Origin of the sequence: Kineosporia mesophila (genome assembly GCF_021129235.1) — a bacterium.
GTDB classification, from domain to species: domain Bacteria; phylum Actinomycetota; class Actinomycetes; order Actinomycetales; family Kineosporiaceae; genus Kineosporia; species Kineosporia mesophila.
Genome location: NZ_JAJOMA010000020.1, coordinates 17429 through 31092, shown reverse-complemented (window position 1 = coordinate 31092; position 13664 = coordinate 17429). Strand labels below are relative to the sequence as shown.

Here is a 13664-nt window from a genome sequence, read left to right as displayed (position 1 = left end):
CCGGCCGCGAGGCCGACGACCCGTGTGGGTACCGCAGGTCAGGGTGCGCTCTGCTCCTGCTGCACCTGGCTGTCGGCACCGGTGTCGCCGGTGTCGGCGCTGCCGTCGGCACTACCGTCGGCGCTCTGCGTCTGGTCGGTCGGCTGCACGTCGCCGCTGCCCGTGTCGGGGGCGGCGTCGGTGGCGGTCGGCGCAACGGTCTCGGTCGGCGCAGCGGTCTCGGTCGGGGCCACCGTCGCGCCGGCCGTCGCGGTCGGCGAGACGGACTCGGTCGGGGTGGCGGTCGCGCTGGGGGTGGCGGACTCGGTCGGCGTGGACTTGTCATCGTCGTCCGAGTTGCTGCTGGTGTTGCTGCTCGTCAGCTTGGTCAGCGTGTTACCGCTTTCACCACCCGAGATTGGGTGCCCCAGAACACCTTCGGTGCCCAGAATGAAGATGAAGGCGATCAGGAAGCCGGCCAGAGAGATCCCGGTCAGCAGGAAACCCGGTTTCTTCCACCAGGTTTGCTCCTGCGGCTCGGCCCGGCGGGCACTCGCGCGCCCGGCACCCGACGACCGGTAGGTCTGGGACCGGTGCTCGGCCGGCTGCTGTTGATAAGCGCCCTGCACCCGGGTCTGCTGCTGGTAGGACGAGTGCCCGTCCGCACCGGTGACCGGCGGCATCATCCGGGTGGCGGCGTCGCCGACCGGGTTCATCACCTGGGTCTCGTCGTTGATCGGCACCTGCATGTGCTCGACATCGACGTGACGAGTGTCTTCGGAACCCACCCGGTTCAGCGAGTCGGCGGCCGGCACCCCCGCCGGGCCGTTCATCCGGTGAATGCTCTCGGCCTGCGGCATGTCACCCGGGAACCGCTGCACGACAACGGCAGTCGTGGTCGCGACGACCTTGTGGGCCTTACCCAGGGTGTCGCTGTAGAAAGCACCGGCCACCGTCGACACGACGGACCCGAACGCGGCACCCGCGATGGTGCCACCGACCCCGAAGTACGAGGCAGCGATGGCGGAGGTCACCGCAGCACCCGCACTGGCGCTGACCTGGATGACGTTGACGGGGAGCTTCGGCTTCTTCGGTTCTTCGGTCTCGCCGACCGGCCCGGGATCCCGCCCGTGATGAACGGTCGTCGATCCGTGGTCACCGGCGCTTCGCGGCGGATACTGTCTGTCGGTCATTGATCTCCGGTCTTACGCAGTCGGCCAGCGAACAGTTTCTCCCATTCGATACCCGCCGCGCGAACCGGAACGCCCATTATTCGCGAGTTTTCAGCAAAGTCTCAGCGTTACAGTGATTTACGACAAAGATCAGCGATCACGAGACACCCCTCGCCGAGGGCTTCGCGACCCCCCGGATGCGGCCCGGGACCGACCGTGATCAGGCCGGACCCGTGATCGCCAATCCCACCTGCGGAACCCGGGATTCGGTGCCTGATGCAGTCTGCGTTCAGCACGAGAATTACGTCACTCGAAGGCCCTCGGACACCCCTGTGCACAGAGTCTTTACCTGGTCGCGAGGCACCCTTTGCGCGACGTGCCGACCGGATCCGGAGCGGGCCGACGGGACGGTCCCCGGCCGCTCCGGGGCCACCGGGTTCCCCACCGGAGGATCACCGTCCCGAACGCCGATACTGCACGTGTGGGCTGACACGATCGTGAATCTCCCCTGAACCCTCCCGTGACATCGGTACGTTTACGTCCGATGACACTCCGTCAGGACGTTCCCTCTCGTCTTGCGATTCGGCTCCTCGGCCCGCTGGACGTCACCGACGACGGAACATCAGTCACTCTCGGTGGCCGCCAATCACGGGCCGTATTCATTCTGCTCGCTCTGTCAGCCCGCACCCCGATCTCCACCGAGCGCCTCATCGACCAGTTGTGGGACGAGGCGTCGCCCAGGGGCGCCGTCAACACCATGCAGGTCTACGTGTCCCGCCTGCGCCGGGTGCTGGGCCCCGACCCGGTGCTGCGCAGCACCTCGCAGGGCTATCTGCTCGACGTGCCGCCCGAGGCCATCGACCTGCACCGCTTCGAGCAGGCCGCGGCCACCGGGCAGGCCGCGCTGGCCGCCGGTGACCCCCGCTCCGCCGCCCGCGAGCTGCGGGCGGCCCTCGGGCTCTGGCGCGGGCCCGCCCTGACCGACCTGACCAGCAGCATCGGTGAGGTGCACCGGGTCCGGCTGGAGAGCCTGCGGCTGTCGGCGCTGGCGGCCCGGCTGGACGCCGACGCGGCCCTCGGCCTGGACGCCGCGATCGTGCCCGAGCTGCAGGAACTGGTGCGCAGCCATCCCCTGGACGAACGGTTCACCGGCCAGCTGATGACGGCGCTGTACCGGTCCGGGCGGCAGGCCGACGCGCTGGCCGCCTTCTCCGCGGCCCAGCACCGGCTGGACGAGGAGCTGGGGGTTGATCCCTCCCCCGCGCTGCGTGACCTGCAGGCCGAGGTGCTGCGCCACGCGACCTCCCTGACCCCGGCCCGCCGGCGCAGCCCCCCGCGTCCTCGCACCGGCCTGATCGGCCGCGACCCCGAGCTGCGGGCCGCCCACGACCTGCTGGCCGGGGGCACCCGGCTGGTCACCGTGATCGGGCCGGGCGGGATCGGCAAGACCCGGCTGGCCCTGGAGATCGCCCACCGCACGGCCCCGGGACGCCGCACCGTGCTGACCGGCCTGGACGGGGTGCGCGGCCCCGAGGAACTGCTGACCGCGATCGGCCGGGCCCTGGGACACACCGGCCGGCAGGAGAGGCCTCTGCCCGAGCTGGTGGCGGCGGCGCTGGACGAGGAGCCGACGCTGCTCGTGCTGGACGAGATGGAGCAGGCCCCGCCCGCGGCCGCCGGGGTGGTGGCCGAGCTGCTCGACCGGGCCGGCTCGCTGAGCGTGCTGACCACGAGCCGCACGGCGCTGCGCCTGCGCGGCGAGCACCTGCTGCCCGTGCCCCCGCTGGCCCCGCCCGACGCCGTGCGGCTGTTCCGCGACCGGGCCGCGGCCGTGCTGCCCGGTTTCGAGGTGACCAGCGTGAACGCGGACGAGGTGGGCGCGGTCTGCGAGCTGCTCGACGGGCACCCGCTGGCGATCGAGCTGGCCGCGGCCCGGATCCGCACGCTGTCCCCGGAGGAGATGCGGCGGCGCCTGCGCCCGGCCGGACGGCTGGAGCTGCTCCGGCACGGCCCGTCCGACCTGCCCGAGCGCCAGCGCAGCCTGCGGGCTCTGCTGGACGAGGCGATGGCCCGGCTGCCCGACCGGAGCGTGCGGCTGCTGGCCGACCTGTCGGTGTTCAGCGGCGGCTGGACGCTCGAGGCCATGGAGGCGGTGTGCGAGGCCGGGGCCCTGGCCGAGCTGGACCGTCTCGTCGATCACAGTCTGGTGCTGGCCGACGGCTCCGGGCGCTTCGGCATGCTCGCCACGATCCGCGAGTACGCCACCGAGATGCTGGCCGCCCGGCCGCCCGAGCAGCGCCGGTCCGTCTCCGACCGGCACGCGCGCTACTTCGCCGGCCTGGCCCGCCAGGCCGCCGACGAGCCCGGCCGTAACCCCGACTCCCCCGTGCTGCTGGCGCTGGAGTCGGAGGCCGCCAACCTGACCGCCGCCCTGGAGCACGCGGCCACGGCCCGCGACGGCAGCCTGCTGGTGGGCCTGGTGCTGAGTCTGCTCGGCCACTGGTTCTACACCGGTCGGCTGCGGCAGGCCGACCACTGGGTGGAGGCCGCGCGGGACGCCGCCACCTCCGAGCACGAGCGCGCCCGGCTGCTGCTGATGGTGGGCAACCTGGCGCTGGTCGGCGCCGACCTGGAACGCGCGCAGCCCGCCCTGAACGGTGCCTACCAGGCCGCCCGGGCCATCGACGACGGTGAGCTGACCGCCCGCACCCTGGCCGCCCGCTCGGTCGCCGCCCGCTACTGCGGTCTGCCCGCCCACGCCCTGACCCTGGTCGAGGAGGCACTGCTGGCCGCCCGCCGGGCCGGGGCCTGGGCCCTGGTGGTGCGGCTGGGCAACGAGCACGGTGAACTGCTCGACGAGACCGGGCACCCGGACGCGGCCGAGTCGCTGTTCGAGTCGTTCCGGGCCTGGTCGCAGGTCGAGCAGGCCTCGAGCAACCTGGCCGTGGCCCTGGTGAACCTGGCCGCGGTGGCCGCCGACCAGGACGACGCGGTCCGCGCGAGCGACCTGCTGACCGAGGCGGCGGCCGCGGCCGGCGGCGGGCAGTCGGTGCCGCTACGGGCCGACGTGCTGGCCGGCACCGGGCTGGTGCAGCTGCGGCTGGGCGGGCCGGACGCGGCGGGCACGGCGCTGCGGGCCGCGCTGCCGCTGATGTACGAGGCCGGGCAGCTGCTCACCCTGCCCGACACCGTCAGCCTGCTCGGGGCGGTCGCACTGGCCCAGGGCGAGCGGCGAGCGGCGGTGCGGCTGCTGGCCACCGGCCGGGCCTGGCGCCAGACCCGGGGCCTGGCGGTGGTGGGCCGGCTGACCCGCGAGGTACTGGCGGCCACCGAGGCCGAACTGGAGCGGACGGGCCCGGGCCGGCACGACCTGGTGGACACCGAGACCGGGGCCGCGGTGCCGTTCGCGGTGCTCACCGGGCTCGGCGCACCGGCCTCCTGGGGCACCGCCTGGGTGCGGGGCGAACCATTCGATGAGCCCCGATTCGTCCCACCTGTCGGACCGGTTGTTCAGATCCCGGAACCAGGAGCACCGGCACCTCGGATTCTTCACCAGCGGATGACCCTCCCGGACGACGAGGAGCTTGCGGCAGACTCAAGCCCATGAGCGACGACTCCGCCCCGCCCCAGAGCCCCAGCGAGGCCGACGTCCAGCAGATGGTGGACGCCGATCACCGGGAGCCCGATGTCGGTCAGTTCGCCGGTGGCGTGGCCTCCGACGAGCAGCACACCGCCCTGCGGGCCTCGGTCCGGCAGCTCTCCACCCTGCTCGGCGAGGCCCTGACCCGGCACGAGGGACCGGAACTGCTGGCCCTGGTCGAGCAGGTCCGCGTGCTGGCCCGGCAGCCCGACGACGGTGAGCTCCACACTCTGCTGAGCGATCTGGACGACCCGACGGCGATCGTGCTGGGCCGGGCCTTCACCGCCTACTTCCAGCTCGCCAACATCACCGAGCAACTGCACCGCTGGCAGGAGCTGACGGCCCGCCCGGAGGGCCCGCTGCAGGCCACGGTCGGCCGGATCGGCGAGGCCATCGACTCCGGCGACATCGACCCGGAACTGGTCAAGGAGATCCTGGCCCGGGTCGAGCTGCGGCCGGTGTTCACCGCGCACCCCACCGAGGCCAGCCGCCGCTCGGTGCTCGACCTGCTGCGCAAGATCGCCGACCTGATCCTCGAGCAGGAAGACCCGCGCGGCCGGGCCGTCGACGAGGCCCGCACCCACCGCCGGCTGGCCGAGCTGGTCGACCTGCTCTGGCAGACCGACGAACTGCGCACCGAGCGGCCCAAGCCGACCGACGAGGCCCGCACGGCGATCTACTACCTGCAGACGCTCACCGCCCAGGTGGTGCCCGACCTGCTGGAAGAGCTCGACCTCCAGCTGGCCGGGATCGGCATCGAGCTGCCCGCCGGCGCCCGGCCGCTGCGCTTCGGCACCTGGGCCGGCGGCGACCGCGACGGCAACCCGAACGTCACCCCCCAGGTCACGCTCGACGTGCTCGGCCTGCAGCACGACTTCGGCCTGCGCGAGCTGATCTCGGCGGTCGACGAACTGGTGCTCGACCTGGCCTCCTCCACCCGCGTCGTCTCCGTCAGCGACGAGCTGAAGACCAGCCTGGAGGCCGACCGCCTGGCCCTGCCCGGCGCCTACGCGGCCTTCATCGGGCTGAACTACGAGGAGCCCTACCGGCTCAAGCTCAGCTACATCCGGGTGCGCCTGTCGCGGACCCGCGACCGCCTGGACAACGGCACCCCGCACGAGCCCGGCCGCGACTACCTGGGTTTCGACGAGGTCATCGCCGACCTGGAACTGATCCGCGACTCGCTGCTGGCCCACGACGGCGCCCTGATCGCGAACGGCCCGGTGCTGCGCCTGCTGCGCACCGCCGTGGCCGTCGGGATGGGCATGGCCACGCTCGACATCCGTGAGCACGCCGGCCGCCACCACGCCGCCCTGGCCACGCTGTTCGACCGCCTGGGGGAGCTCGATCAGCCCTACGCCGAGCTGGAACGGCCCACCCGGATCCAGGTGCTGTCCGGGGAACTCGCCCACCGTCGCCCCCTGATCGGCGCGGGCGTGGACACCCTCCCCCAGCCCGCCGCGGGCGTCCTCGATCTGTTCCACACCATCCGCCGGGCCCTGCAGAAGTTCGGCCCCGACGTGATCGAGAGCTACATCGTCTCGATGGCGCAGGACATCGACGACATCCTGGCCGTGGTGGTGCTGGCCCGCGAGGCCGGGCTGGTCGACACCGGCAGCGAGCAGGCCCCGGCCTGGGCGAAGATCGGCTTCGTGCCGCTCTTCGAGACGGTCACCGAGCTCGAGGCCGCCGGCCCGCTGATGGACGCCCTGCTCTCCGACGCCGCCTACCGCCGGGTGGTCACGGCCCGCGGCGAGGTCCAGGAGATCATGCTGGGCTACTCCGACAGCTCCAAGGACGCCGGGATCGCGGCCTCCCAGTGGCAGATCCACCGCGCCCAGCGGGCACTGCGCGACGTCGCCGCCCGGCACGGCGTGGTGCTGCGGCTGTTCCACGGCCGCGGCGGCTCGGTCGGGCGCGGTGGCGGCCCGACCGGCGAGGCGATCCTGTCCCAGCCGTACGGCAGCCTGAACGGCCCGATCAAGGTCACCGAGCAGGGCGAGGTGATCTCGGACAAGTACACGCTGCCCCAGCTGGGCCGCGAGAACATCGAGCTGGCGCTCGCCGCGGTGCTGGAGGCCTCGGTGCTGCACCGCACCTCGCGCCTGCCGGACGACGTGCTGAACGGCTGGAACAGCACCATGGACCTGGTCGCCGGATCGGCCCAGGTGGCCTACCGGTCGCTGGTGCGAGACCCGCTGCTGGTGCCGTTCTTCGTCACCGCGACCCCGGTGGACGAGCTGGGCAACCTGAATATCGGTTCCCGGCCCTCGCGCCGGCCCGGTGGCCCGGGTGGTCTCGACGACCTGCGGGCCATTCCGTGGGTGTTCGGCTGGACCCAGTCGCGGATGAACCTGCCCGGCTGGTTCGGGGTCGGCAGTGGCCTGGCGGCGGCCCGCGAGGACGGCCGTGAGGACACGCTCAAGCAGATGTACGGCTCCTGGCGCTTCTTCCGCACGTTCCTGTCGAACGTGCAGATGACGCTGGCCAAGACCGACCTGCAGATCGCCGGTCGCTACGTACGCACGCTGGTGGGTGACGACGAGGCCGCCAAGCTCTTCGCCGTCATCGAGGCCGAGCACGAGCGCACGGTGCAGGAGGTGCTGCGGGTCACCGGGCGCGACCAGCTGCTGGCCGCGTCGCCCGTGCTGCGCCGCACGCTGGAGCTGCGGGACACCTACCTGGCTCCGCTGCACGCGCTGCAGATCTCGCTGCTGGCCCGCTCGCGGCAGGCCTCGGCGTCGGGCCTCACGCCCGACCCGGATCTGCAGCGGGCACTGCTGCTCACGATCAACGGCATCGCCGCCGGGCTGCGCAACACCGGCTGACCGCCCGACGCGCGTCCTCGAGTTCGGGAAGAGAATTTGAGGACGCGCGTCCTGCCCTTCGGGTTCAAGACTCACCTCCCACGGACCGATCTCCTGGAAGGGTGGCGCTGCGCGCCACTGCACAACTGGGGAATGGGAGATCCGTGGTGTTTGGCAGAAAGCGCGCCGGCGGCACACCGGCACAGTTCGCCGCACCTCGCGACGTGGAGACGTACGCCGAGGTCATCGAGGCGCTGGGTTCGGTGACCAGCGAGGAGAGTGCCTATCGCATCTCGGTGGACGCCTTCGTCCGGGCCAGCGGTGTGGATTACGGCGCTGCCTGGCTGCTGGAGGCCGGTGAACTCCGGCTGATCCACGAGTCGGGAAAAATCGCCGGTTCCATGGCGGCGGCTTTCCCGGGTAAACGTAATTCCATGGACTCCAGCCTGGTGGGCCGCGCGTTCCGTTCCGGCGAGCCGATCTTCATCGACAACCTGGCCGACGCCCCCGGCTCGGTCCGGGCCCAGGCCGCGGACAAGATGGGCATGATCGCCGGCATGTTCTACCCCGTCAGCAACCAGGGCCAGGTCCGCGGGGTGCTGGAGTACTTCTCGTCCCACCCGATCGCCCCCAACGCCGGTCGCCGCGAGAAGATCGTGGAGATCGCCAAACTGGCCGACATGGCCGTGTACCGGGCCGTCGCCCAGGCCCAGCTCCAGGAGGTCGCCGACGACCGGCTGGCCGTCACCGAGGTGGTCAGCACCCTGAACCAGGTCGTCGACGAGTCCGGATGCAAGCGGGCGGCCCTGGAGGCTGTCCGGGACTCGTTCGGCTGGGCCTACGGCTCCTTCTGGAGCATTGCCGAAGGCGAGGACGTGCTGCGGTTCGAGCTGGAGTCAGGATCGGCCGGCGACGAGTTCCGCCAGGTCACCCTGGCTGCGAGCTTCGCCGAGGGCGTGGGCCTCTCGGGCCGGGCCTGGCGGGCACGTGACCTGATCTTCGTGAAGAACCTGGCCGACCTGACCGACTGCGTGCGGGCTCCCGCAGCCGGCCGGGCCGGGGTGAAGTCGGGCATCTGTTTCCCGATCATCATCGGCGGCCGGGTGATCGGCACGATGGACTTCTTCACCACCGAGACGATCGAGCTGTCCGAGTCGCGGATGGGTGCCCTGCGCAACGTGCAGCAGCTGGTCTCCCAGCGGGTCGAGTCACTGCGCCGGGGTGAGTCCGAAAAGTCCGGTGCCCGTGCACTTTTTGACACGGTCCAACAGCTACGCGGAGCCACCCAGGACGCCACCCGGGTAGCCGGTGAGGCCGTCGACCGGGCCGGGGAGATGACCGGCGAGGTGGAGAATCTGGGAGCGGCCTCGGCGGCGATCGGTGACGTGATCAAGATCATCTCCAGCATCGCCGACCAGACCAACCTGCTGGCCCTGAACGCCACGATCGAGGCGGCCCGGGCCGGTGACGCCGGTAAGGGCTTCGCCGTGGTCGCGGACGAGGTGAAGCAGCTGGCCCAGGAGACCGCCCGGGCCACGGGACAGGTGTCCGACCAGATCGCCGCGATCCAGACGAACGCCCGCTCCGTGGCCACCGGCATCCAGAGCACCAGTGAGATCATCGGCCAGATGGACTCGGTGCAGAACCGGATCCAGGAGATCCTGGAGATCCAGGCCCGGATGGCCCAGGAACTGGAGTCGTCCTAGAGCGGCTTCCAGAGGGAGAGCGAGAACCGGCCGTCCGGATCGGTCCACCAGCCGTCCGGCGCGAAACCGGCCTGTGAGAGCTCTTCCTCGAGACGGGGACGGGTGAACTTGGCGGAGATCTCGGTGCGCAGTTCCTCGCCCGCGCCGAACTCGACAGTGAGGTCGAGATCGGCGAACCGCACGGTGAGGTCGTTCTTCGCCCGTAGTCGCATCTCGATCCAGGCCTCCGGCTCGTTCCAGAGCGCCCGGTGTTCGAACGATCCGGGAGCGAAATTGGCTCCCAGCCGGTCATTCAGCACCTGTAACAGGTTCAGGTTGAACGCCGCGGTCACCCCGGCCGCATCGTCGTAGGCAGGCACCAGCACGGCGGGCGACTTCACCAGGTCGGCGCCGAGCAGGAACGAGTCCGTGGGCCCCAGGCCGTCCCGCACGGCCGAGAGGAAGGCCTGGCGCTGTTCGGGGCGAAGGTTGCCGATCGTTCCACCGAGGAAGGCGATGAGGCGATGCCCCTCGTCCGGGCCACTCTGCAGCACCGCGGTGAGGTGTTTCTCGAAATCCGCACGCACGGCCTCGATCCGGAGCCGGGGATAGGCAAGACGCAGCGCCTGGGCGGCCTGTCGCAGCGCACTTCCGCTGACGTCGAGCGCCGTGTAGACGGCCCGGTCCTGATCCAGCCGATCGAGCAGCAGCCGGGTCTTCCCGGACGACCCCGACCCCAGTTCCACCAGATGCCGGGCACCGGCCCGCCCGACGATACCCGCCGCGTCCACCTGTAAGATCGCCCGCTCGCTGCGCGTCGGGTAGTACTCCGGCAGCCGGGTGATGTCCTCGAACAGCTCACTGCCGGTCTTGTCGTAGAACCATTTCGGGGGAAGCCATTTCGGTGTCGCCCCGAATCCGGTGAGCACGTCGGCGCGCAGGCTCTCGTCGGCGAAGTCCTCGGGCAGATGATCGGTGAAACCGTAGTCCATGGGATCCATTTCTGCTCTAGAGCGGATTCAGCGCGATGTCGCCGTCCTCCACCGTGATCAGCTGCCCGTCCGGCACGTCGTGCCAGCCGTCCTCGTCGTCGTACGCCTCGGAGGCCACCACCACCCCGCCGTGGGTGCGGCGGTAGGAGAGACTGGCGCCCTGCGCGGTGCCGGCAATCCGCCGGCCGTCGGTGAGCAGCAGGTTCACCCGCCCTCCGGTGGTCTCGAGCGTGCGCCGCACCACCTGTCGCAGGGCCTGCTCGGGGGTGTGGCCCGCGTCCAGCCGGTCGAGGGTCAGGGCCCAGAGCGCGGCGGCGTCGGTGGGTGCGTCGAGCCGCAGGAGCCGTGCCGGTTCGATGTCCTTCACCAGCTCGGCGCCCGATGCGGGCCAGCCCGGCAGGGCGCCGTTGTGGCTGAACAGCCAGGGACCGTCGCGGAACGGCGCGGCCGCCCCCCGCCCCGACACCATGCCCTCGGTGCCGGAGCGGACGGCCGCGAGCAGCCCGGTGGTGCGCACGGTGCGGGCCAGGTCGGCGAAGGTCTCGTCGCCCCAGACCGGGCCGTCGCCACGGTGCCGGGCCGGTTCCGGATCGCCCGGGGCATACCAGCCGAGCCCGAAACCGTCCACGTTCATGATGCCGTGGGTCTGCCGGCGCGGGGCCCAGGCCTGGCGGACGAGGGCGTGCGGCGGATCGGTGACGAGCTCACCGATCCGGACCGCAGGACCGGCGTAGGCGAGGTGTCTACACATCCCGCTCGGCCGGGGTCAGGTCGCGGGCACACCGGAAACCGCTGAATATCTGCCGCCGGATCGGGTAGTCCCAGTTACGGAACGTGGCCCGCACGGCCGAGGGGTCGGACCCGAACGAACCGCCCCGCAGCACCCGGTGGTCGTGCCCGAAGAACACCTCCGAGTACTCCCGGTACGGCCAGGCCCGGAATCCGTCGTAGCCGTTGAACGTGCTGGAGGTCCACTCCCAGACGTCGCCCATCAGCTGGTGCACCCCGAGCGCGGACCGCCCCGCCGGGTAGGCACCCACCTCGGCCGGTTCCAAGTGCCGCTGGCCGAGATTGGCATGCTCGGCGGACGGTTCCTCGTCACCCCACGGAAAACGCCGCGAGCGCCCGGACACCGGGTCGAAGCGGGCCGCCTTCTCCCACTCCTCCTCGGTCGGCAGCCGGCGACCGGCCCAGCGGGCGTACGCGTCGGCCTCGTACCAGTTGACGTGCACCACCGGCTGGTCGTCGTGAAGCGGTTCAGTACTCCCGAAAACCCGCCGGGTCCAGGTGCTTCCCTCGCGGTTCCAGAACTGCGGGGCGCTCAGCCCGGTCTGCTGCCGGTACGCCCAGCCCGCCGGGTGCCACCAGCGCGCATCGTCGTAGCCGCCGGCCTCGACGAAGTCGCGGTAGGCGCGGTTGGTCACCGGGGTGGTGTCGATGAAGAACGCCGGTACGTCGACGGCGTGGGCCGGACGCTCGTTGTCCAGGGCCCAGGGCTCGACGTCGGTGCCCATGGTGAAGGGGCCACCCGGCACCAGGACCTCGGGCGGGAGATTCTTGGTGGACGCCCGCGGTGGCCGCGGGGCGCTCAGCAGCGCCTCTCCGGTGCGCAACTGGTGGGTGGCCAGCATGGTCTCGTCGTGCTGCTGCTCGTGCTGCACGATCATGCCGAAGGCGAACCCCCGGTTCAGCAGCGGGCGCCCGTTCAGCGGGATCCGCTCCAGCACGTCGAGCACCTTGTTGCGCACGCCGTCCACGTACTGACGGGACGGGCCGGCCTCCAGCAGCGGCAGCTTGGGCCGGTCCTTGCGGGGGTACTGGAATGCGTCGTAGAGCTGGTCCACGGTCTCGGGCAGCAGCGGGTCGCGGCCGGCCACGTCCCGCAGCAGCCACAGCTCCTCCTGGTTGCCGATGTGCGCCAGGTCCCAGACCAGCGGCGACATCAGCGGCGAGTGCTGGTGGGTGAGCTCGGTGTCGTCCACGTCCGTCAGCTGCTTGGTACGGTCGCGGGCACGGATCAGGTCGGCGGCCAGGCGCTCCCGCAGCCGCTCGTCGTCCATCTCCGCGGGGGGCTGGTTGCTCGTCACCACGGTCGCTCCTCCACTTCGCCCGGTTCGGTCAGGGCCACGCGGTCGAGGTACTCGGAGGTCTGCTGCGCCAGTTCGCCCAGCCCGTCACGGTCCAGGGCCTGCGCGGCGTACTCGAGCACCTTCCGGGCCGCCTCGCGCACCCGGTCGTTCTCCAGGCCCTCGCGGGCGGCGAGCTCCCAGGCGTCGCGCACCGGCTCGCAGGCCTCCAGCGCGGCGTCGCCGGCCGAGTCGTCCTGCATCAGCGCGGCGACCGTGGCGGCGGCCACCCGCCACCAGGGGCCGGGCTGCTCGTCCAGGTAGCGCACCTCGTAGAACCCTCGCGCCCGCACCGGCGGGAACAGCGTGGTCATGTGGAACTTCAGGTCCTCGAGCGTGGGCGGGCCGGCGTCCGGCACGGCCCGGGCACCCTCACGCAGCCACTGGCGGAAGGTCAGGTCGCGGGGCGCCGTCCAGGGTCGTCCGTTTCGCCGCACCGCGAGCACGGGGGCGTCGAGAACCCAGCGGGTGTAGGCGTCCTGAAGCGTTTCACCGGAGGTCGGGACGGGGGCGTGGCAGCGCGCCGGGTCGAGGCGCCGCCAGATGCCCTGACGCAGAAGGCGATAGCCCTTCAGGCGGGGATCGGCGACGGGGTGCCGGGTGGGGCGGCCGAACGCGGCGGCCGTGGCGGGGCCGATCGCGTGCAGGAGTTCCCAGCGCCGCTCGAACTCACCGGGTCCGGCACCGATGCGCGCGGCCTCGATGTTGACCTGGACCGAGGCGCTGGCGCGCATCATCACCCGCCCGGCCGAGCCGGTGCGGTCGAAATACTCCTCCATCGCGGCATACCGGGGTTCCTGCAGGTACCGGCCGGGCAGCGGGAGGGAGTCGATTCCGGTTCCGGTCAGCCGGGCCCCGTGGCGACTCGCGACGGCGGTCAGCTTCTCGAGATCTGCTGTCAGGTCGGCGATCGCACCGGGAAGATCATCGGCCGGGAGGGAGCTGAGCTCTACCTGCCCACCGGGCTCGACCGTGAATCCGGATCGCAGCGCCTGGGTCTGGATGTCGTCGTGAAGCAGTTTCAGTTTGTCCGGCGCCAGATGCTCCGGCGGGTTCACGTCCCGGTGAATCAGGTATTCCAGCTCGATACCCACCGTGCGCGGTGGGCCACACTTGAAACAGGTTCGGGGGATCCAGCCTTCGGCATCGGACTCGGTGAGTGGCTGACCGTCCAAGGGGTCACTCACCGTCCCTGCCGCCGGACCAGCTGCCTGGGCGAGGTCTTCGATCGACACGCCGACCATAGTGCGCATCCGGTTACGG

General features: G+C 71.4%; 8 protein-coding genes. 3 read left to right on the top strand and 5 right to left on the bottom strand.

Going from position 1 to position 13664, the window contains the following annotated elements; all coding sequences use genetic code 11:
- Nucleotides 1–38 precede the first annotated feature (38 nt).
- Complete coding sequence (locus LR393_RS25050) at nucleotides 39–1172, bottom strand: RodZ family helix-turn-helix domain-containing protein (RefSeq protein WP_231487158.1); 1134 nt, start codon at nucleotides 1170–1172, stop codon at nucleotides 39–41.
- 523 nt (nucleotides 1173–1695) lie between these two features.
- Between LR393_RS25050 and LR393_RS25045 the strand changes: the two genes are divergently transcribed.
- The 3 genes from LR393_RS25045 to LR393_RS35705 all read left to right on the top strand — a co-directional run bounded on the left by LR393_RS25045 (nucleotide 1696) and on the right by LR393_RS35705 (nucleotide 9304).
- Nucleotides 1696–4758: a BTAD domain-containing putative transcriptional regulator gene (locus LR393_RS25045; RefSeq protein WP_231487157.1), complete on the top strand. Its 3063-nt coding sequence runs from the start codon at nucleotides 1696–1698 to the stop codon at nucleotides 4756–4758.
- A complete protein-coding gene (gene ppc, locus LR393_RS25040; RefSeq protein ID WP_231487156.1) occupies nucleotides 4755–7619 on the top strand; it encodes a phosphoenolpyruvate carboxylase in 2865 nt (954 codons plus the stop codon). Before LR393_RS25045 ends, ppc begins: the two co-directional genes overlap by 4 nt.
- Before the next feature lie 146 nt (nucleotides 7620–7765).
- The gene (locus tag LR393_RS35705) at nucleotides 7766–9304 is read left to right on the top strand and encodes a GAF domain-containing protein (RefSeq protein WP_331282980.1); all 1539 of its coding nucleotides are present in this window, start codon (nucleotides 7766–7768) and stop codon (nucleotides 9302–9304) included.
- Here the strand turns inward: LR393_RS35705 and egtD are convergent.
- The 4 genes from egtD to LR393_RS25010 are packed head-to-tail and all read right to left on the bottom strand — an operon-like array spanning nucleotide 9301 to nucleotide 13636.
- Entirely contained in the window at nucleotides 9301–10275 is a 975-nt protein-coding gene (gene egtD, locus LR393_RS25025; protein WP_231487155.1) for an L-histidine N(alpha)-methyltransferase, read from the bottom strand. The two genes, LR393_RS35705 and egtD, sit on opposite strands and share 4 nt — an antisense overlap.
- A gap of 16 nt (nucleotides 10276–10291) precedes the next feature.
- On the bottom strand, nucleotides 10292–11026 hold the full coding sequence (gene egtC / locus LR393_RS25020; RefSeq protein WP_231487154.1) for an ergothioneine biosynthesis protein EgtC: 735 nt from the start codon (nucleotides 11024–11026) through the stop codon (nucleotides 10292–10294).
- Nucleotides 11019–12335 carry an ergothioneine biosynthesis protein EgtB gene (gene egtB / locus LR393_RS25015; protein ID WP_269327859.1) on the bottom strand — a complete coding sequence of 439 codons (1317 nt, stop codon included), beginning with the start codon at nucleotides 12333–12335 and terminating at the stop codon, nucleotides 11019–11021. The genes egtC and egtB overlap by 8 nt, the downstream gene beginning before the upstream one ends.
- A gap of 23 nt (nucleotides 12336–12358) precedes the next feature.
- Nucleotides 12359–13636, bottom strand: a complete 1278-nt coding sequence (locus LR393_RS25010) for a glutamate-cysteine ligase family protein (protein WP_231487152.1) — start codon at nucleotides 13634–13636, stop codon at nucleotides 12359–12361.
- Nucleotides 13637–13664 lie beyond the last annotated feature (28 nt).

What these genes read in the sequence shown, in the direction of transcription:
- LR393_RS25050 (WP_231487158.1), bottom strand. Translation starts at nt 1,172, where the DNA reads ATGACCGACAGACAGTATCCGCCGCGAAGCGCCGGTGACCACGGATCG.
- LR393_RS25045 (WP_231487157.1), top strand. Translation starts at nt 1,696, where the DNA reads ATGACACTCCGTCAGGACGTTCCCTCTCGTCTTGCGATTCGGCTCCTC.
- ppc (WP_231487156.1), top strand. Translation starts at nt 4,755, where the DNA reads ATGAGCGACGACTCCGCCCCGCCCCAGAGCCCCAGCGAGGCCGACGTC.
- egtD (WP_231487155.1), bottom strand. Translation starts at nt 10,275, where the DNA reads ATGGACTACGGTTTCACCGATCATCTGCCCGAGGACTTCGCCGACGAG.
- egtC (WP_231487154.1), bottom strand. Translation starts at nt 11,026, where the DNA reads ATGTGTAGACACCTCGCCTACGCCGGTCCTGCGGTCCGGATCGGTGAG.
- egtB (WP_269327859.1), bottom strand. Translation starts at nt 12,335, where the DNA reads ATGGACGACGAGCGGCTGCGGGAGCGCCTGGCCGCCGACCTGATCCGT.